Origin of the sequence: Rhizobium leguminosarum, assembly GCF_019798305.1 — a bacterium.
In the GTDB taxonomy this organism is placed as follows: domain Bacteria; phylum Pseudomonadota; class Alphaproteobacteria; order Rhizobiales; family Rhizobiaceae; genus Rhizobium; species Rhizobium leguminosarum_U.
Window position 1 is genome coordinate 151,566 of sequence record NZ_JAAXDD010000002.1, and the last position, 19,927, is coordinate 171,492.

Annotated in this window: 17 protein-coding genes, 2 pseudogenes and 1 other annotated feature; of the genes and pseudogenes, 7 read left to right on the forward strand and 12 right to left on the reverse strand. The window is 61.6% G+C overall.

The window, feature by feature from the left end; translation table 11 throughout:
• Positions 1–147: 147 nt before the first annotated feature.
• On the reverse strand, positions 148–1,716 hold the full coding sequence (locus HFO99_RS04135) for a peroxidase family protein (RefSeq protein WP_261322986.1): 1,569 nt from the start codon (positions 1,714–1,716) through the stop codon (positions 148–150).
• A gap of 664 nt (positions 1,717–2,380) precedes the next feature.
• Entirely contained in the window at positions 2,381–4,198 is a 1,818-nt protein-coding gene (locus tag HFO99_RS04140; protein ID WP_222359464.1) for a methyl-accepting chemotaxis protein, read from the reverse strand.
• Between the two features lie 290 nt (positions 4,199–4,488).
• On the opposite strand from HFO99_RS04140, the gene HFO99_RS04145 reads away from it, so the two are divergent.
• Positions 4,489–4,875, forward strand: a complete 387-nt coding sequence (locus HFO99_RS04145; protein WP_003540707.1) for an acyl-CoA thioesterase — start codon at positions 4,489–4,491, stop codon at positions 4,873–4,875.
• A 19-nt stretch (positions 4,876–4,894) separates the two neighbouring features.
• The gene (locus HFO99_RS04150) at positions 4,895–5,482 is read left to right on the forward strand and encodes a hypothetical protein (RefSeq protein ID WP_222359466.1); all 588 of its coding nucleotides are present in this window, start codon (positions 4,895–4,897) and stop codon (positions 5,480–5,482) included.
• 164 nt (positions 5,483–5,646) lie between these two features.
• On the opposite strand, the gene HFO99_RS04155 is transcribed toward HFO99_RS04150, so the two are convergent.
• The 3 genes and pseudogenes from HFO99_RS04155 to HFO99_RS04165 form a co-directional block, all read right to left on the reverse strand.
• A complete protein-coding gene (locus tag HFO99_RS04155) occupies positions 5,647–6,819 on the reverse strand; it encodes a DUF1501 domain-containing protein (RefSeq protein ID WP_222359468.1) in 1,173 nt (390 codons plus the stop codon).
• A 115-nt stretch (positions 6,820–6,934) separates the two neighbouring features.
• Positions 6,935–8,446: a DUF1800 family protein gene (locus HFO99_RS04160; RefSeq protein WP_222359470.1), complete on the reverse strand. Its 1,512-nt coding sequence runs from the start codon at positions 8,444–8,446 to the stop codon at positions 6,935–6,937.
• A 218-nt stretch (positions 8,447–8,664) separates the two neighbouring features.
• Positions 8,665–9,012 (reverse strand): annotated as a pseudogene (locus HFO99_RS04165) (DMT family protein).
• Between HFO99_RS04165 and HFO99_RS33270 the strand changes: the two are divergent.
• Together HFO99_RS33270 and HFO99_RS04170 are read left to right on the forward strand one after the other, a co-directional pair.
• Positions 8,951–9,082 (forward strand): hypothetical protein, encoded by a 132-nt coding sequence (locus HFO99_RS33270; protein ID WP_261323035.1) that lies wholly within the window; start codon positions 8,951–8,953, stop codon positions 9,080–9,082. The pseudogene HFO99_RS04165 and the gene HFO99_RS33270 sit on opposite strands and share 62 nt — an antisense overlap.
• A gap of 184 nt (positions 9,083–9,266) precedes the next feature.
• A complete protein-coding gene (locus HFO99_RS04170) occupies positions 9,267–10,100 on the forward strand; it encodes an RDD family protein (protein WP_222359472.1) in 834 nt (277 codons plus the stop codon).
• Positions 10,101–10,179: 79 nt separating this feature from the next.
• On the opposite strand, the gene HFO99_RS04175 is transcribed toward HFO99_RS04170, so the two are convergent.
• A complete protein-coding gene (locus tag HFO99_RS04175; RefSeq protein WP_222359474.1) occupies positions 10,180–11,430 on the reverse strand; it encodes an MFS transporter in 1,251 nt (416 codons plus the stop codon).
• A gap of 434 nt (positions 11,431–11,864) precedes the next feature.
• On the reverse strand, positions 11,865–12,674 hold the full coding sequence (locus tag HFO99_RS04180) for a class I SAM-dependent methyltransferase (RefSeq protein ID WP_222359476.1): 810 nt from the start codon (positions 12,672–12,674) through the stop codon (positions 11,865–11,867).
• A gap of 219 nt (positions 12,675–12,893) precedes the next feature.
• Between HFO99_RS04180 and HFO99_RS33275 the strand changes: the two are divergent.
• Positions 12,894–13,038 (forward strand): annotated as a pseudogene (locus HFO99_RS33275) (LysR family transcriptional regulator); the annotation flags it as partial.
• 11 nt (positions 13,039–13,049) lie between these two features.
• On the opposite strand, the gene HFO99_RS04185 reads toward HFO99_RS33275, so the two are convergent.
• The 5 genes from HFO99_RS04185 to HFO99_RS04205 all read right to left on the reverse strand — a co-directional run bounded on the left by HFO99_RS04185 (position 13,050) and on the right by HFO99_RS04205 (position 18,490).
• The gene (locus HFO99_RS04185) at positions 13,050–14,516 is read right to left on the reverse strand and encodes a SulP family inorganic anion transporter (RefSeq protein WP_222359478.1); all 1,467 of its coding nucleotides are present in this window, start codon (positions 14,514–14,516) and stop codon (positions 13,050–13,052) included.
• A gap of 70 nt (positions 14,517–14,586) precedes the next feature.
• Positions 14,587–14,642: a sequence feature (sul1 is cis-regulatory element that is thought to sense ions involved in sulfur or methionine metabolism; They are found in Alphaproteobacteria), on the reverse strand.
• A 141-nt stretch (positions 14,643–14,783) separates the two neighbouring features.
• Positions 14,784–15,044 carry a hypothetical protein gene (locus tag HFO99_RS04190; RefSeq protein ID WP_222359480.1) on the reverse strand — a complete coding sequence of 87 codons (261 nt, stop codon included), beginning with the start codon at positions 15,042–15,044 and terminating at the stop codon, positions 14,784–14,786.
• Positions 15,045–15,125: 81 nt separating this feature from the next.
• Entirely contained in the window at positions 15,126–15,503 is a 378-nt protein-coding gene (locus tag HFO99_RS04195) for a response regulator (RefSeq protein WP_222336147.1), read from the reverse strand.
• A gap of 198 nt (positions 15,504–15,701) precedes the next feature.
• Complete coding sequence (locus tag HFO99_RS04200; RefSeq protein ID WP_222359482.1) at positions 15,702–17,462, reverse strand: phospholipase D-like domain-containing protein; 1,761 nt, start codon at positions 17,460–17,462, stop codon at positions 15,702–15,704.
• A 239-nt stretch (positions 17,463–17,701) separates the two neighbouring features.
• The gene (locus HFO99_RS04205; protein ID WP_222359484.1) at positions 17,702–18,490 is read right to left on the reverse strand and encodes a DUF899 domain-containing protein; all 789 of its coding nucleotides are present in this window, start codon (positions 18,488–18,490) and stop codon (positions 17,702–17,704) included.
• A 209-nt stretch (positions 18,491–18,699) separates the two neighbouring features.
• On the opposite strand from HFO99_RS04205, the gene HFO99_RS04210 reads away from it, so the two are divergent.
• Positions 18,700–19,347 carry an ankyrin repeat domain-containing protein gene (locus tag HFO99_RS04210; protein ID WP_222359486.1) on the forward strand — a complete coding sequence of 216 codons (648 nt, stop codon included), beginning with the start codon at positions 18,700–18,702 and terminating at the stop codon, positions 19,345–19,347.
• Positions 19,348–19,391: 44 nt separating this feature from the next.
• Positions 19,392–19,916, forward strand: coding sequence for a YHS domain-containing (seleno)protein (locus tag HFO99_RS04215; RefSeq protein ID WP_222336151.1), 525 nt, complete (start codon positions 19,392–19,394; stop codon positions 19,914–19,916).
• Positions 19,917–19,927: the final 11 nt, after the last annotated feature.

Consider the following 19,927-nt stretch of genomic DNA (forward strand, 5'->3'; position numbering starts at 1 on the left):
AAAAACTCACTCCAAATTTAATAAAAAACGGTGAACGAAAGCTTACCCGCGCAATCTGAAGGCGATGAACGCGAAAAAGGCCGCTTTCGCGGCCTTTTCAAGGTTGAGTCACGAGGCCCAGCGCAGTTTCGCGCTGCGCGAGATCGGCTACCCGTTCGTGAAGTTGATCAGATCGGCCATGGTGAAATGACCCGCCACAGCGCTCGGCAATGTCGGCCGCCACTTCGGCCATTGCGCCAGGAACGAGTGGCGATCCTCGCGGATGAGGCCGGCGATGACCTCGGCAATGATCGTGCCGCCGACCGGTCCGAGATGCTGGCTGTTCCCTGCTATCTCCGCCTCACGCAGGATGTAGAACCAGAGCGGCGCGTTGCCGTTGAAGATGCCGGGATGATCGATCAGCAATTTGCCACGCGCCTCTTTCCTGTCGGCATCCTCGCTGCCGAACAGCTGTTCGTCCGACAGCGCCTCCATTTCCATGTGGCGGGCGACCGCCTGGCCAGAAGGCAGTCCGAGGCGCCAGCCGCGCAAAAGGTTCAAGGCGGCGAGCGCCCTGCGGATCCTGATCGGCTCCCTCTGATGATCCGGCAGGCTGGTCAACGGATCGACCAGCAGCGTATCGAGCTTGTAGGAGGGTTGCGGCAGAATGGCGCCGGCGGGCGGCGCTCCATCCGGAGCGACCCCGTCGAAGAAGAAGGCCCAATCGATCGACCAGAAGTCGGGAAGCTCGCGGAACCCGTTCAAATTCGCCAGCGGCTCCTGCGCCACGCCGGTCAAGGAGAATATCGGAATGCGGTTGAACTTTGCCATTTTTCCATTGAATGGCTGCTCGTCGGGCCTGGCCTTCATCACGATCCTGTTGAGGGAATAGCTCGGCCTCACCATCGTATGGCCATATCGGTAAGCCGCGACCGAGAATTCGACCGGGATAAAGGCATACCGGCCCTGCGGATTATAGAAACGAATGACAGGCTTTTCGCCTCGTCCGACGATGACGCGCTCATAAGTCTCCTGACCGATTATCCTGGGCAGGAAATCATGCAGGACGATCCACTGGTAGTGCCAGCGCACCGTCTGCTGACAGAGCTCGAAATCGTGGGTACCCAGTGTATCCACCACCTTGTTGTGGAATCTGAGGAAGGTGGCGTGGAGCTGCGAGACGATCAGGTTTTCATCATTGCGCTTATCGCCAAGCAGTGCGCGCCGGATCGAGGCATTGTTCCTCGGCAGATCGGGACGGTTGTTTCGCGCCTTGTCGAAATCCTTGTCCGTCCCGAGAAGCATGTGAAGCTCGTCGTCGTCATAGAGGAAAGGCTGGTCGGCCGGGCCGGAGCCATAGACCGAATCCAGGTCGAGACGTGGCGTGCGGAAATCCTGCAGGGCATTGGGATCATTGAATCGATCAAGCGACGAGGCTGGATCGAAGGTGATGTCATGATCGAGAAACTGTCCGAAATAGGTGAAGCCGGCAGGAATCGCCGGGTTTTCGTCTTCAGGCTCCCTCTCGTTGAGCGCAACATCGACGGGCTCGTGATCCTTGATCTTCTCCGCGAACTCCCCCTGGAACATCGTTTTCGCGAGATCGACGAGCGCCGATTCGGTAAATGCGGCGGACGGCAGGTTGCGGAACATCCTCCCGAACCTCTGATCGCGAACACTCGAATGCGCGACGTTATCCATACCTCTCACAGGCGAACCATGCTTGCTCTGAGCCATTTCGGGCCTCCCTCGGTTGCAAAGCTGGAATGCGGTGACGGAAACCCCTTGAGATTTCCGGCAGCGGAGTGATTGAGGGCAGCGGCATTCGATGTGGGCGACTGCAGGCGGCAAAATATCGGTTTCATCGATCCCCCAATGCAGGGGAACGGGCAGCGGCCATGCCAAAGCCGCCGGGACTGTGGTCTCGGATATTCAGAGAAATTGGAGAATTGTGTTGGCTTCCGTTACGGTAGCTATCGCTAGCTTCGAAATGCCCCGTCCCTCAAGTACAACCTGAATGAAGCATATTAGCAGACCAATTGCAATTACATTCGCTTACTGATTGAATCCACTGCTCTTTACCAAGAACTGCCGTAACGTATAGTCCTCTGAAAAGCTTGAGATTGCTGCCAAGCTCGATCGTCTATAGTCGGGAGCGAGTATAGAGGAGAGCTGCAACGACTATGACTGCTGACAAAGTCCGCCTACCCTTCGTCCGTCATCCTCGGCCTTTGTGCCGAGCATCTGCTGCACCCGCTGCAGATGCTCGGGACAAGCCCGAGCATGACGAAAGAGGAGTGGCCGGCTCAACAAAAAAGAGCCGTCGCGACGGCTCTTTTCCTATGCGGTTTAATTTTGAAGTGCGGACCGTTCGACACCGCCGACAGGCCGTCTGTACGTCTCACGCAGCCCGCGTGTAACGCTGGGCCTGAGGTTCGCCGCCGCGCAGGCGGAAATTCGCGAGTAGCGTTTTCAGCTGGGTGCTTTCGTCGGCAAGCGTGCGGCTTGCCGCCGTCGTTTCCTCGACCATGGCGGCGTTCTGCTGTGTCATCTGGTCCATATGGTTGACGGAGCTATTAATCTCGTTCAGCCCGGTCGACTGCTCGCGCGCCGCCGTGGCGATCGACACGACGTGATCGTTGACGCGGTTGACCAGGGCCTCGATCTCCAACAGAGCGTCACCGGTCGAGCGCACCAGCGCCACGCCGCCCTCGACTTCGGCCGCCGAGCGGCTGATCAGCGCCTTGATCTCCTTGGCCGCATTGGCGGAACGCTGCGCGAGTTCGCGCACCTCCTGGGCGACGACGGCAAAGCCTCGACCCGCCTCGCCGGCACGGGCGGCCTCGACACCGGCATTCAGCGCCAGCAGGTTGGTCTGGAAGGCGATTTCGTCGATGACGGAGATGATCTGGCTGATGCGGTTGGAGGATTCTTCGATCCGGCCCATCGCGGTGACCGCATTGCGAACGATCTCGCCGGATTTTCCGGCGCTCGCCTTCGTCTCAGTCACCATCTCGCGGGCCTCGTTTGCGCGCTCGGATGCGGTCTTGACGGTCGCGGTGATCTCGTCGAGCGCTGCCGCGGTCTCTTCGAGTGCGGCCGCCTGCTGTTCCGTACGCTTCGACAGGTTGCCGGTCGCCTCGCTGATGTCGGAAGCACTTTCGTTGACGACATGGCTCGATTCGGCGATCGCATGGATCACGCCGTTCAGCGCGTCGACGGCGGCGTTGAAATCGCCCCTCAGCTTGGCGTAATCCTCGCCGATATCGCCGATCGCAACCGTCAGGTCGCCGCTCGCAAGCTTCTCCAGGCCGACGCCGAGCACCTGCATCGCTCGGGTTTGCCGCTCGGACGCGGAACGCAGGCTTGCCTCGTTGCCGCGACGCTCTTCCTCGATCTGCTGCTGCCTTTCATCTTCCCGCCCGCGCAGCGCGCTACGCTCGTCGACGGAATCACGCAGCACCAGCAGCGCCTTGGCCATCTGGCCGATCTCGTCGCGACGGTCGCTGCCCGCGATCTCCACCGATGCTTCTTCGGCCGCAATCGCGTTCATCGCCGCCTTCAGCCGGGCGATCGGTGACGTGACACTGCGCACGATGGCATAGGCGATGGCAATCGTGGCGGCGGCGCCAAGCAGGCAGAGCAGTGCGGCCCACATCGCGTTCTGGCGATAGAGCGAGGCAAGGTCATCCGCATAGACACCGGTGCCGACGATCCAGCCCCAGGGCTCGAAACCGGCGACATAGGAATATTTCAGCACTGGCTCATCGGCACCCGGCTTCGGCCAAAGATAATCGACGAAACCCTTGCCGTCCTTCTTCACCTTGTTGACGAACTCGACGAACAGGAACTTGCCCGTCGGATCCTTCATCTGGGAGATATCGGTACCATCAAGCTGTGGCTTGATCGGGTGCATCACCATGGTGGGATGCATATCGTTGATCCAGAAATAACCGTCGACGCCGTAGCGCATTGCGCCGATCACATCCTTGGCAGCCGCCTGCGCCTGTTCGCGGGTCATCGTGCCCGCTTGTTCCATCTTGTAATATTTGTCGAAGATGCCGAGCGCCGTCGCCTCCATCTTCTCCAGTCCCGCCTTCCGCTCCGCTTGCAGCTCGGAATAGGAATAGTTCAGAAAAAAGACCATCGTTGCCGCAAGCACGGCAAGCGTGAATCCGACGAGGCAGTAAAGGCGGGTGGAAATCTTGACGTTGCGCATGAGGTTCCCGGCGATTCTTGTATTTGAGATCGATCGCATTCTGAATTGCCGGAATTACTGGAGCGTAAAGCTTATTTAGAAGATTATTAAATAACGTTAGGTAAGGCCTAAACGGCAGAAATCAACTATTTGAAATAAAACGAAATTTCAATCCACAACGGCTGCAACATTTTTCCCGTCGGCTGCCTTCAGCGCCCAGCCTTGCCGTCTTTTACAGCTCAAAGCCTTTGCACTAGGGTGCTCCCCAGTGAATCGCCGGTCCACGGCCCACACCAGATGGAGAAGACTTGATGACCGATGCCGCCAAGCCGAGAGGCGAACTGACGCTCAGGACGCTTGCCATGCCGGGCGATGCCAATCCGGCTGGCGATATCTTCGGTGGCTGGGTCATGGCGCAGATGGACCTTGCCTCAGGCATCCGCGCCGCCGAGCGCGCCAAGGGCCGCGTCGTCACCGCCGCCGTCAAGGAGATGGCCTTCGAGCTGCCGGTCAAGATCGGTGATACGCTTTCCGTTTATACCGATATCGACCGCGTCGGCCGCACCTCGATCACGCTCTGCGTCGAAGCCTGGGCGCACCGCGCGCGTTACGCCAAGATGGAAAAGGTCACGGCCGGCACCTTCATCATGGTAGCGCTCGACGAAGAGGGCAAACCGAAGCAAGTCCCCGAGGAGTGACAGGCCAAGGATCGAAAGCATGGAAACGGTCAGCTCGCCGGAGGTCTTCCTTCATATCAAGGTGGTGATGGGCATGGTCATCAGCCTTTCGCTCGCCAGGGTGCTCACCGGCCTTGCCGGCATCGTCCAGCATCCTGGGAAGGCCAAGGTCTATCCCATCCATCTCGGCTGGGCACTGTCGATGTTCCTGTTCATCATCCATATCTGGTGGTGGGAATATCGCCTGCAGTCCGTGCCGGCCATCGGCTTCGGCATCTATCTCTTCCTCGTCTGCTTCTGCAGTCTGTTCTTCCTGCTCTGCGCCCTGCTCTTTCCTGCCTCGCTCGACGAATATGGCGGCTACGAGGAATATTTCATCTCCCGACGCAAATGGTTCTTCGGCATCCTCGGCCTCACCTACGCCGTCGATATTCTCGACACGGCGATCAAGGGCCATGAGCGCATCCTCTCGCTCGGCTGGGAATACCCAGCCCGCAACATCATCTACCTCGTCCTCTGCGCCATCGCCGCCTGGACTCCCAACCGACGCTTCCACGCGACCTTCGTCATCGCCAACCTGATCTACCAGACAAGCTTCATCTTCAGGCTCTATGATGTGCTGGGGTGAGTTGCGGTCGGGCGCAGCCCGAGCAATCGATCCAGTGAATCGATTGCAGCAACGAACGCCCTGAGCCATGCGAAGGGCCGGGAAGCGGCAAGCTCCCTGGTCAGACAGGAGAGGACCTTATTCTTGCCCTTCGCTTACGCTCCGTGCCTTCGCGGCCCCACCCCTCACGCCTTCAAAAACTGCGATCCCTTGTCGAACCCCAGCCCCGGAAAAATCTTCCCCGTCAAATCATCCGCAGACACATCGAACTGCCGGTAAAGCATCGCCGCGGCGAGCTCGCGCACGTCGGCGGTCGGCATCAGGTCGCGGCCGTCGAGCAGCTGGCCGTCGCCAATGCCCGGCCAACGGCCGAGGATGCGGCCGCCGTTGATCGCGCCCCCTGCAAGCAGCGCGCAGCCGCCGGTGCCGTGGTCGGTGCCGGCTGAGCCGTTCTGGCGGACGGTGCGGCCGAACTCGGTCATAGCAAGCACCACCGTTTTTGCCCAGATCTCGGGCCCGAGCGTGGTCTTCAACATATTGATCGCCTGCGAAAGGTCCTGCACCGGCCGCTTGAACTGGCCGGCCTGGCCGATATGCGTATCCCAGCCTGATATCGAGAAGCTGGCGATGCGATAATCGCCTTTCAGCATGTTGCCGGCGAGCGCCGCCACGTCGGCGATCTTTGCGCCGTGCTCGCCCTCCGGCTCGACCATCATCGAGGCGGTGTCGGCCCGCGTCGCCTCGGCAAGCGCCTCGGCGAACGGCGGATCGCCGGCATAGAGCCGTGCCAGGAACTGCATCTCGTCGCGCGCCGGCGTCAGATTGGAATCCGACGCCCAGACGTCGACATTGTTCGGCCCGGAGAGGATCAGTTCCGTCGAGGTGTTGATGTCGATCGCCTTGCGCCCGTCCGAGCGCGGGATGACGGCGAGCGCCCGGTTCAGCCAGCCGGTCTTTTCCTCGGCGACATGCTCGCCGCCCGATTCCAGCATGTCCTGCCCGTCGAAATGGCTGCGCTGGTCGCGATAGGGCGTCGACACAGCATGCACGAAGGCGAGCTCCCGGTTCTTCCAGAGCGGCATCAGCTCGACCGCCGCTGGATTGAGGCCGAAATGCCCGTCGAGATCGAGAAGCCCGTTATCGGGCGTAAGCGCCAGTATCGGCCTGAGCGCCGCAAAACCGGCATCGCCATAGGGCTGCACCAGATCCAGCCCGTCCATCGCGCCGCGCAGCACGATGGTGACGAAACGGTTGTCACTCGGCATCGCCGCGAAGGTGACGGGCGTGAACACGGGCGCGGCGGCAAGACAGCAGGCCGACGTCAGAAAGCCGCGGCGGGAAAGCGAAATCCGGTTCATGGGCGGGGCCTCCTAAGCAGGTCCTGGAAAAGTGTCCAACGGTTTTCCGGCCAGAACCTGCGATAAAACAAAGGAGCTAAGCAGACGAAGCGATGGCTTGCCAACGAAAGTCTGCTTAGCGGCGGTTGAATTCGGGCGATGCCAGCACCAGCGTCAGCCCGCTGATCTTGTTCGGCGCCTGCGACACCACGCGGATCGTCTCGTCGCGCGCCGCATCGGCAAGCGTCGATTTCAGGAATTCGCGCGGATCTTCGTCCCGGCCGAATTGTGCTGCGGCCCGCCTCGCCCAGGCCAACCGCTCGGCAAGCTGGCTGCCGGTGATCCAGGCGGAGAAGCCTTCCTCGAAACCGGCCGGGCTCGGCGGCAGCCAGGTCGGCTGGCCCATGCGCCTGAGTGCGCCCTGCCCCAGCGCCCGCGCCGTCCGGAAGGCTTTGAGGCGCTTCTCCCTCGCCTCGCCGGCGGGATCCGTCGGCACCGGGGATCCTGCCATGCCAGGCGTGTTCGCCGCCATGTCGCCCTCGTCCGTACCCTGCTGGTTGGCCGCCAGGAAACTGCCGACAACGCCGTTGACGGGTCCCGCATTCAGCGCCCTCAGGCCGGCGACGACATAGTCGAAAGGCTGGCGCGCCTTGGCGCCCTCGTCGCGCCAGGCGGCGGGATGGTCGAGCATCGCGGTGTAGACGGCGGTCAGGTCGCCATCCGTCTTCTTCCAGGCTTCGGCCATATCGGACACCATCCCCTCGTCGGGCTGGTCGGAGATGAAATGCACCGCGAGCTTCCGGCTGATATGCGCCGCCGTCTTCGGATGCAGCGCGAGATCGTCGAGCATGTCGAGATAATCGTCGCGCGAGCGCCTGCGCCCGCCATAGCCGACGCCCAGCACCTCATGCACGCCGGGCTCCGAAATATTCGGCCGGAAGGCGATGTCCATCTCCTTGCGGTCGATGGTGAGGCCTGTCAGCACCATGGCTGCCGCGGTCACATCCGCCTGGGTATAGCCGCTGCCGGAGCCGAGCGTGTGCAGTTCAAGCAGTTCCCGGCCGAGATTTTCGTTCAGTCCCTTGTTGCGCTTGATGCCGCCGGTCGAATCCGGACCGAGCGAATCCGCCTGGTCGAGATAGATCAACATGGCCGGATGGGCGGTGGCACTGCGCAGGAGATCCCCGAACTTGCCTGATATGAAAGGCCGGATCGCCTCCGCCTCGTAGAGCGGCACGATGAGGCGCATCGGCAGGCTCTTGTTGGCGCTGGTGGAGAAATGATCGGTCCAGAAGGTCGCCAGCCGCTCGTAGAAGCCGTACGGCGACAGCACCGCCTGCATCAGCCGCAGGTTCGCATCATGTTGAAACTGCTGCTGCGCCTGGCGCTGGACCCCTTTGCGCATCTCGCGCTGCGTTGCATCGTCGGTTACCGTCTTGGCGTCCTGCCGGATCTGCTGCAACTGCGCCTGCAGGCTGAGAATCGCCTGGTGGCGGGTGTCGGGGCCGCCAAGGGGAAAGTCCGGCGTTGCCGCCACCCCCTTGCGCAGCTGGCCGATGAGCTCGTCCTTGCTGTCCGGCGGCGCCTCACCCGGCCGGAAGCCATAGCCGAACCGGATCGCCACCATCGTCGGGAAAGACAGGCTCATGGCAGATCACCTCCTGATCACTGCTAAGCAATTCCAGCAAAAGTGCGTCGCGGTTTTGCGTCCGGAATTGCGCAAACAAAAAGTCAGAGCATTTCAGTGACTCGGAGAAAACAGAAATGCGTGAGGTGACAGGCTGCCAGCCGATTGCGACGCCAATCTGTAGGAAATGTGGCGATATGTAGACATGGACAATTTGTAATCTATTGAAAAGGCTAAGTTTATGCACGAAAGATGAGGGATGCCCCGATCGCGATCAGGGCGAAGCCGATCGCATGGTTCCAGGTCAGGTTCTCGCCGAGCCAGAAAATCAAGAAGCCGGAAAAGACGATCAGCGTGATCACCTCCTGCATCGTCTTCAGCTGCGCCGTCGTATAAACCGCCGACCCGATCCGCCTGGCCGGCACCGCCAGACAATATTCGAAAAAGGCGATACCCCAGCTGACGATGACGGCGATGAAGATGGCGCTGCTCTTATGCTTGAGATGCCCGTACTAGGCAAAGGTCATGAAAATGCTGGAGGCAAACAGCATGACGACGGGCCAGACGGCGGCGGGAGAAAATAGCATGGGTAACTCGGGGCTGTGGAAGGAACGGTTTATCCGGCAGCAGGGGATCATGCCAGCAGCCCTTACCTAGCATGACGGCGTTCGGCGATAAGTCCCGCGATGCCAGAGAACAGTCGGCATATCGTCACGCCACCGAGGCGAAGCGGATGGCCGGCAGGTTGCGCCGCGGTCGCCGTCCGGCGCAGAAATTGCACTGGGGCTGGACCGGACTCGCAAGATGCTGAAACGAATCGTGCTGGAACATAGAGGGCGACATGGACACCACACTGCAGATGCCGCAAAACGTCACTTTGCCGTCCCACTTCTGGCGACGCTTCGCGGCCTATGCCGCCGACATCATCATCTTTCAGGCTGCCATCCTCATAGCCGTCTACTACTTTTCAACGATTTCCCCCTTGGACTTCCTATTAAACGGCCGGACGTCCATGCAATGCATCGAGGCGGTGCCCGATCAGCTTGCACAGCGAATTGACGCAGGATGGCCGTTGCGACCCACAGAAACTCGCACCAGTGAGATTTGCGAAGTAAGTCGAATTGGCTCGGGAAAGCAGAGATACTTGCAAATAGATGTTGCCAGCGAGCCATGGGATTACGTGACGCCAGCGCAGGTGCTGACCATCCCCGTGGATGCAGACAGCAATCCCGTGACCAAAACCATACCTGGATACACTAGCTTGATGTCAAGCATAGCCAACACCGCGCTCATCGCGCTGGCTTTCGCCGGCTTTTCCGCGAATGACCGCCGCACCTTCGGAAAGGCGGTTTTCTTCCTGAGAGTCCGGTCCGTCGACGGTAAAGATCCCAACTTCGGCACCGCGTTTAAACGCGAGATCCTGAAATTCAGCCCGAATCTCCTTCTCAGCCTTGTCGTTTTCGCAATCTCTCTGTTTCCGGTCTATCCGACGGAAGACTTCGATGCGTTGCTTGGAATGTTCCGGAACGGATACACTCCTGAGGACAATGGCACCGCTATATCGTACTTCATCTGGACGATAGCCGTCATGGCTTGGTGGGGCTGGCCCTTCATCGTCTGGAAGGGGCAGACATTTTACGATCGCATCTGCACCTGCAAGGTAGTGAGTGCCTGAAAGGCATCTCCGATCGGGTGGCAGAACGCAAGGAAAGGCCGGCGACGTCAGCCGCTAGCCTTCATAACCGCGGGCAGCGCTAGATTCGCATCGCGCCATGCGCTTCCCTAGCCTCCTCCGTGCCGAAGCGGACATCCTTCTTCTCGTAGCCGAAGCCGGCAAGGGCCGCGACGATGAGCGCCACCACGGCCGCGACGATCAAGAGCGCATAGGCATAGTCTCCGTCCCAGCGGGCAGCGAGCCCCGCCTGCAGCGTCGCATTGCCTGACGCCAGCAGGTTGCCGAGCTGGTAGGCAAAGCCGGGGAAGGTGCCGCGCACTTCATCCGGCGACAACTCATTCAGATGCACCGGCACGATGCCCCAGGCGCCCTGGACGAAGAACTGCATCAGGAAGGCGCCGATGGCGAGCAGCACCGGCCCGGGCGCATAGGCCCAGAGCGGCGCGACGGGCACGGCGATCAGCGCGGCAATGACGATTGCCTTTTTCCGGCCGATCCGCTGCGACAGCGCCCCGAAGAACAGCCCGCCGCAGATCGCCCCGATATTGTAGACGATAGCGATGGCGCCGACCGTGTAGCTCGAATAGTTGCGCTGCGTCTCAAGGAAGGTCGGGTAGATATCCTGCGTGCCGTGGCTGAAGAAGTTGAACGCCGTCATCAAAAGCACCGCCCAGATGAACAGCGGAATATTCTCGCGCAGCACCGTGAGGAAAGGCCGGCGCCCCGTAGCTTGTCGCTTCAGGAAGGCCGGGCTCTCCTCGACATTGCGCCTGATGTAGAGCACCAGCAGCGCCGGCAGCGCGCCGACGAAAAACATGCCGCGCCAGCCGATCACAGGGAAGAGCAGGAAGAACACGACCGAGGCGATCAGATAGCCGGAGGGATAACCCGCCTGCAGTATGCCCGAGACGATGCCGCGGCTCTGCTCCGGCACCGTCTCCATCACAAGCGAAGCGCCGACGCCCCATTCGCCGCCCATAGCGATGCCGTAGAGCGCGCGGAGGACCAGGAACATGGTGAGCCCGGTGGAGAAGCCGGTCAGAAATTCGAATATCGAATAAAGCAGCACGTCGGCCATCAGCGTGATGCGCCGTCCGTAACGGTCGGCCGCAAGCCCAAAGATCAGCGCGCCGAGCGCCCGCATGGCGAGCGTCAGGAAGATCGCCACCGAGACGGCGGGAACGTCGGTGTGGAATTCCTCGGCAATATATTTGAGAACGAAGACGAGAATGAAGAAATCGAAGGCGTCGAGCGTCCAGCCGAGATAGCTGGCGATGACGGTATTGCACTGCTGCGGCGTCAGCCGGCGCAGGCTTTCCAAAGCGGACATCTGATATTCCTCCGTCCGAAAGCGGCGGCGAGGCGGGCAATTCCGGATGCCGTCGGAAGGGGTGCCCGAACCGGGCGGTGATGCTGTTGCGGCTGCGTTTGCAGTCGGAGACAGCGGGCAATAACGTCAGCAATGCTGCCCGTGTTCCATCACGATTGCCGTGATCGGGTGGCACCTCCAGCGCCACCATTGCGGGCATGGCACTTTCCCCGGCACCGTATCTTGGGCGCGGCATCCTCCAACATCCCTCATCCTGAGGCGCCGAGCCCGTAGGGCGAAGCCTCGAAGGACACGCCGCAATGCCGCTCCTTGCGTCCATTTGACGCCGGCGCGCCCGCCTCCTCCTTCGAGGCCCCTACGGGGCGCCTCAGGATGAGGCTCTCTTGGGCGTGGCGCAAACTCGCTGTCCATCAATAGCAGCCGGCAACACACTGCTATCCGCCGTCCGGCACCCTGCCCCGGCACGCCCACGCCACCGATGCGAACGATCGCGGGCCATTCGGCTCGCCAGCCTCGTAAGCGGCCCTGACGGCGGCATCGACGGCATTTCGCCTCGCAGGGTCCAGACCGGCAACATATTTGCCGAGCGGTCCCTCGCCGGCGGCGATCGGATCCCAATAATCCTCGAAGGAAAGATATTCCATCCGGATCAGCAGCGAGGTCTCCTCGACGTCGGCTAGGCCCTGCGCGATGAAGCTCTCCTTCATTTCCCCCGGCCGCATCATCGGCTGGAAACAATATCTGCGGCGCATTGCCAGCGCGTTCTCGTCGAGCATCGCCACCGTATCCCACATCATCCGCATGCCGGACATGCCGCCATAATGGTCCCAGACGGCGGCCGCGACCACGCCACCCGGGCGCACCACACGACGCATCTCGGATACCGCCTTTCCCGCCTCCGGCACGAAATGCAGCACGAGCAGCGACATCGCCCGGTCGAAGCGGTTATCCTCGAAGGGAAGCACACAGGCATCGGCCTGCCGGATCGTTACGCGCGGATCGGTGTTGCGTCGCGTTGCGGCCTCGACGAAAACCGGCGAATAGTCGACGGCGGCGATCTCCTGCAGGCCCGGCGTTTCCGCCAGCGTAAACGCCAGGCTGCCGGTGCCGCAGCCGACATCAAGCACGCGCTCGCCATCCGCGAGACCAGCGAAATCGACCAGCATCGGCGCCAGCTTCCGGCTCCAGCGCCCCATCAGCCGTTCGTAACCATCTGCACTTTCGACATTGAAACTCGACGGCATTGAAGTCTCCCCTCAAGGACACAGGTCTTCGATCAAACAATAGCGTTCGCCGGCGACTGTGCAAGCGGGATACCATGGGGTGGATCCTCGGCTCGAGGCCAATGATCCCGGGAAGTTGGCTATTGCTGCCTCTTTTCCAACGCGGCTATGAGGCGAGCGCCGGCCGATCCGCCTCCATCAAAAATCACCGGTCGGCGACACGATCACGTCGCCGACGCCAGCACCCCGACCGGCGGCCTGCATGTCGTCTATCCCAGCTGTCGGCACCTGCCGCCCTTGGTCAAGGGCGTTCATCGAACTGGCCGTCAGACGGCTGAACGCGATAACCGGCAACAGCGACGATTACGTGATCGTATCGCGGTAGCTCTCGCGCCGTCACACCTCCTTCAGCACCACCTTGCCGTCGAGGCTTCCGATCAAGGTCGCGCTCGCCTGGTTGAGGCCCGCGACCTCCACGGCGATGCCGTGCGCCCCGAACCGCTGCACGACCTTGTCAAGCGCGGCTACGGCGGTGATGTCCCAGAAATGCGCCTCGGACACGTCGATCAATACGGCCTTGCCGAGTGCATCCCGAACGTCGAAGGCTTCGACGAAGACGTCGGCGGAGGCAAAGAACACCTGGCCGGACACGCGATAGCTCAGCCGTCCGGCGGCTTGGTCGGGCGCCACGTCGACACGCAGCAGGCTGGCGACCTTGAAGGTGAAGAACACGCCGCTGAGCAGCACGCCGACCGTTACCCCGAGCGCCAGGTTGGCAGTGAAGACGGTGACGAGGACGGTTGCCACCATGACGGCGCTCGACATCCGGGGATGGACGATAACCGCTCTCAGCGACGACCAGTCGAACGTATCGATCGACACCATGACCATGATCGCCACCAGCGCAGCGACGGGAACCTCGGAGACCCACGGCTTCAACAGCACCATCAGGATCAGCAAAAAAGCGCCGGCAAACAGGGTGGAGAGCCGGCCGCGCCCGCCATATTTCACGTTGCTCACCGTCTGGCCGATCATGCCGCAGCCGGCGATGCCGCCGAACAGGCTGGCGGCCGCGTTGGCGAGGCCGAGACCGGTGCATTCGCGGTTCTTCGAGCTCGGCGTATCCGTGAGATCGTCGACGACGCTCGCCGTCATCATCGATTCCAGCAGTCCGACCATCGCAATGGCAAGCGCAGGTCCGGCAATGATCCGAAGCGTTTCCAGCGTCAGCGGCACGGCCGGCCAGGCGAAGACGGGCAGCGAATCCGGCAGTTTGCCGAGGTCGGCAACGGTGAGAACGGGGAGCCCGAACGCTATCGAGGCGACGGTCAGGATCAGGATGCAGATCAGCGGCGACGGAATCGCGGTGGTGATCCGCGGCGTCAGGTAAATGATGACGAGCCCGGCTATCAGCATGGCGTATTCCATCCAGCCGGCACCGATAATATGTGGCATCTGCGCGGCAAAGATCAGGATGGCGAGTGCATTGACGAAGCCGGTGCGGACGGATTTCGACACGAAGCGCATCAGCACGCCAAGCCGCAGCAGGCCGAACACGATCTGCAGCAGCCCCGCCAGCAGCCCGGCCGCGAAGAGATAGGGCAAGCCGTGAGCATGCACCAGCGGTGCCGCCACCAGCGCCACCGATCCGGCAGCGGCCGAGATCATCGCCGGGCGTCCGCCGGTAAACGCAATGACGATGCTGATGACGAAAGAGGCGAACAGGCCGACCTCGGGGTCAACCCCCGCCGCAAAAGAAAAGGCAATCACCTCGGGGATGAGGGCGAAGGTCGCCACCGCTCCGGCAAGCATTTCGCGCATGGGATTGGCGGACCAATCACGACGGATGGAGGAAAGCAGCATAGGAAGGATACTCGCAAAGCATGGCCGGACCCACTCTGTCGAGCGGTCGCGTGATGGCATGCGGGTTTTGCGTTGTCTGGCGGATCGGCGGCCAGAAGAGCCACCCGGGATCTCACCGGGTCCGTGGTGAATGCCTGCGGTATAGACGGGATCTTTACTGCAGCGCAACATTCAATTGCGAAGGGACGAAAAAGCGCAAGCAGATACGCAACGCCTTGAGATAATCGGAGCGCACGCACCTTGCGCCCAGGCGGATTGCGGAGCCCCTCACTGCCAGAGGAAGTCCGGCCCCGTGCTCTGGGATGTGAGCTTGAGCGTCCCGTCCGGCTGGACGACATAGGTCTCGAACACACGGTAACCGAAATCGCCAAGGAAGGTATTCTTGACCACCGTTCCCGGACGATAGGGCGAACGCAGGACCTTTCCGCCATAGGTGAGGCTGCCGGGAAGAGGCTGCGGATCCCCTGCGCTGGCGCAGCCCGATAGAGCGAAGAGAGCGAAGAGAACGGCAATGAGCCCGTGTTTCATCCGGACTATCTCCTCGGGTTGGGCACCGGCAGCCTGAATGACGTCGATCTCCTTCTTATCACAACGGCAGCTTGCTGCGGTTCACAAAGCAGCCTTGCTGCTGTCGAAATTTTTACGTCGCTCCTCCGCCCGCGAGAGAGCGCTGGCGATCCTCTCGTCGGTAAAAGGCTTGGAAATCACATCGAGCGCCCCTTCGATACCGTGACCGACGTTCTCGGGACTGCCGGTCACGAAGATGACGTCAACCCCATGGCGGTCGATCAGCCGGCGCGCGAGCAGGGCGCCGCTCAGCCCATCGGAGAGGCTGAGATCGACGAGCGCGACATCGCTTCTTTTTGCGTAGGCGAGAGCCTGCTCCACCGTCGAAACCGGCCCGATGGTCTGGTGTCCTGCCTCTTGCGCAATGCGCTCGAGTTCCAGAGCGATAAAATTTTCATCTTCGACGATCATGACTTTCATGAATAAGCCTCCTCATAGACGGGCGGTCAGACGCACTACCGGTAGTGGGTACAACGCAACCGCCACCGGAATGTTTCCACCTTGAGAAGAATATGTTGGCAACCGGCGAGATATTAATTTGACTTTGGGACGTCAGGCCGCGGCGCTTCGGCCATGCGGCAGCCACTTGAGGTTCAAGGGCCGTCGTGATCGGCAACATTACTCCGCCCGCGAAAACAACGCCCGGTCGCGGGCGCGGATGGGGTCGGTCCAGTCGCGTTCGAACCAGGGTGTGCCGCCGGGCTGGGGCGGGCGTTTGAGCTCCAGCGGGCGGGCGACGCCGTCATTTTCTTCGGAGGCGACGCGGAAGATGTAGTGATCGTACATCCGCAGCGCCTCGATCATGTAGCTGGTCGCCACCGTCCGGTCGCGGACGACGACGAGGTTCTCGCCGTTCTCGTCATCGGCGGGCTCGGAGAAATTGTAGGAGCCGAGATAGACGCGCGCCGTCGGCTTGTCGAAGTCGAGCACGACGAACTTGTGGTGCATGCGCGTGCCGCGCTGGTTGCCGTCGACACCGGCAAGGCCCGAAGGCTCGGTCAGAAATGGCGGCGGCACGTTGCCCGTCAGCGCTGCCGCTCGTACCACCCGCCGGCGATTGTTCGGGGTCAGCACGTTCAGGCCGAGATTGCCGGCGCGCACCTCGGCATCGGCGATGCCCATGACATGCACCTCGGGGCGTTCGAGCGCGCGGCCGAGCGCCGGGCCGATCGCCCCCTTCGTCATCTGGCCGAGGAAGGCGAGCGAGAAGAGCACGCTGGACTTTGCGGCATCGATATCGGCGCCGATCTCGTCCAGCCGGCCATTGATATCGCTGTGCGGGGAGAAAGCGACCTTGGCATCGACGCCGTCGAGGCCGAGGTCGATCCAGCCGGCGGAACTTGGCGAGGTGCGGAAATCGTCGGCGCGTTTGGCTTTGAAATAGCTCTCGAAGGCGGCGAAATAATCGTCGATCGCCTTGTCGCTGTGGACGGCGAGGCTATTGTTCGACTGCACATAGAGGCCGCGCCAGCTGAGATTGGTCGAGCCGTAAAGCACGGTCGAGATGCCGCCGCCGCGGACCGCGATCGATTTCTGGTGCTGCAGGTTGGCCATGTGCTGGCGCTTGACGTTGGTGCCCCCCGCCGAGGCGATCAGCCGCTCCGCCGCCCTCGTCTCCGGCGAATTCGGGCGGCCGTGGCCCTTGGTGTGGTCGCTGTCGTCGATGATGATCTTGAGCTTCGGCCCCAGCGCCTCCAGCCGGGTGACCACCTCGGGCAGGTTGAGGTCATAGGCGATGGCACGCACCTCGGCGCCTGCTGCACGCGCCCTGTCGAGCAGATCGAGCGTTTCGGCCCGCGCCTCGAATCCCATCCAGGCCAGCGCCCGCTCGGCATCGGCATGGGTCGGCACGAAGTCCAGCCCCTGGTCACCATCCGGTGGCGCCAGGGTGCTGATCGTCGGCTCGTCGGGGGCAAAATTGCGCACGAAGGCCTGCGACGAGACGAAGCCGCGGGTGAAGGCGATGTTTAGCTTGCCGGGGATGGTTTCGCGCATCAGCGCCAGCTCCGCCTCCTGCGCCTCGCCCGAGGTCAGCGCGCTAGTTGCGTCCATGAACTTTGGCGTGACGCGATAGGTGAACTTGCCGGGCAGATCGGCGTTGAAGGGAAAATGCACCCAGCGGAACCTCTGGATCGGCGCCTCGGTGGTGCGGATGCCATCTTCCGGAACCGGCTGGCCGGCAAAGCCGATGCGGTTATGCACCGTCTTGAAGAAATCCGTGCCCGGCTCGCGATACTGGATGGCGAAGCCGACGAAATCGACCGGCGGCCGGCCGTCCTTCCAGTCCATGCCGAGCAGCACCATGCCATCGCCGCGATGGATGGTCAGCGCAAAGAGCGCAGCCACATTCCCGCCGGTCACACGAAAATCCGTATCCATGCCCGCCCCCCCTCAAAATCGGAGGAAATCTAGCATGCTTCCATGACAGTAAGGAGATATATCGGTGAAATTTTGCGCGCAGAAGGTGCAGGAGGCGACGGCACGGAGCAAGCGCCAGCGGCGCCACGACCTGCTCAGCTGATGCGTCGTCATGAATGGGGATTTGCGGTTCGCCAGACTTTCAAACGGACCGCCGTACCCTCCTGCCCGGCGGGACGGAGGATACGGCCGGACCAACCCTACGGCTTCTCGTTTGCGCTCTCGGCCCTGAACGCCGCCTCGCCGGCATCGGAGACCTCGACCCATTTCTTGTCGGGCTCGGCGTCCGGCACGTAACTGTCGTGCCAGTTCCACCACTTGTAGGTCGGGGTCTGCGGATAGCCCTCGGGCGAATCCTCCCAGACTTCCTGGCGGCCGAGCGGCGTGATGTCGAGGTAGTTCCAGGTGCCGCCCATCTGCTCGTCGCCGCGGTTGTTGATGAAATAGGTGCGGAAGATGCGCTCGCCGTCGCGGTAGAAGACATTGGTGCCGTGCCACTCGTCGACGCCGAAGCCCTTGTCGAAGCTGTCGGTAATCGTCACCCACGGCATCGTCCAGCCCATCCGGGCCTTCAGCCGTGCAATGTCCGCCTGCGGCGCGCGGGAGGCGAAGACCAGCGTCGTGTCGCGGGCGTTGAGATGGGCGACATGGGCAACCTGATCGGCCACCATCGAGCAACCGCGGCAGGCATGTTCGGGCCAGCCGAACACGCCGGGCTCGTAGAAGGCGCGGTAGAGGATGAGCTGGTGTCTGCCTTCGAACAGGTCGAGCAGGCTGACCTTGCCCCGAGGCCCTTCGAACGCATAGGCCTTCTCCACCGCCATCCACGGCATGCGCCGGCGCTCGGCGGCCAGCGCGTCGCGGGCGCGGGTCTCAGCCTTTTCCTTCACGAGCAGTTGCGCGCGGGCCGCCTCCCAGGCCTGCGGCGACACGACCGGTGGCTTGTGCATGGCTTGTCCGCTTTTTCCATTCTCGGCTGAAGCAGTCATGGTTTTCAATCTCCTCATTGAGGCGATTTCCCAGGCTTGGACGCCCGGTTCATCGCGCATTGGTCTGAGATAGTTTCGCATCGGAAATCGAACAGGGGGAGTAACAAGTGTGACCGTATTCCTTGGAACCGTCGGTCGCAGACTTAGCGCGCGAGTGGTGTTGGCCCGGAGCGCGTCCATTAGCGTAATCTTGTTTACGCATTGCACACGTGCTACAACGCCACAAAACGGCGCATACGAACCCTGATCAAACCGAGATCGTGCCCGTGAATATTTTTATCGCGACTGTTGCTGCGCTTGTCATTGGCGTCCTGCCGGCATCGGCAGGTCCTTTGCATCAGGCGGCCAAGGACGGCGATATTGCCCGTGTCACACAGTTGCTGGACCAGGGCACAGATCTGTCGGAACTCGATGAGGCGGGCGAGCCGGCGCTGATTATCGCGTCATTGGCCGGCCATGCCGATGTCGTCGCTCTTTTTTTGGATCGCGGCGCCGACATCGAAATTCGCAACAAGGGCGGGCTGACGGCACTGCATGCGGCAGCCTATGCAGGAAATCTGGAGGTGGTGAAACGGCTTGTCGCCGAGGGAGCTGATGTCAACGACAGGAAGAATTTCTATCAGATGTCGCCGCTGCACGGCGCCGCCGAAGAGGGCCATACCGAGGTAGTGGCTTTTCTGCTGGCTGCGAATGCGGATGTCGAAGCGACGGAAAGAAATGGGTACACGCCTCTCACTCAAGCCGGGTGGCGGGCGCATTGGGATACGGCCACATTACTCATGGAAGCCGGTGCTGTTTGCCAGAAAGCCGAGCTTGTGGGCGAACCGCTCTACAAGGAATGTACCAAACGGCAATAGCATTTCGCTGGAGTAACGGACCGCGTCCGAGAACGGAGCTTGTTATGTCTTATCGTGTACAAACATGCGGAAGCCGGCTGGGCGTGGCTGTGGGCGCAGCGGTCATGCTGCTCTCCTTCCTTCAGCCTGCGGGAGCCGAGGAATTCGTCAATACCGGCTATTTCGGCGATGTCGCGATCAAGGGTTATGACCCGGTCGCCTACTTCACAGAAAACCAGGCCGTCGAAGGATCCGAGACATATTCCCACCATTGGCTTGGCGCGACCTGGTATTTCGCCAGCGCCGAAAATCGCGATCTCTTCAAGGGCGATCCATCCAAATATGCACCGCAATATGGCGGCTATTGTGCCGATGGCGTGTCTTTCGGGACAGTGACCACCAATATCGATCCCAAAGCCTGGCGGATCATCGATGGCAAACTGTATCTGAGCTATGACCCCGGCGCGGCCGAAGGCATGGAGAAGAATCCGACCAAGGTGACCGACTCGAAGAAACATTGGTCCGAAGTTCAGCAGACCCTGATTTCGGAAAAGATGCACACCGTCTGGCAGCAACCGGCTACGAAATGAGGCCGCAACGC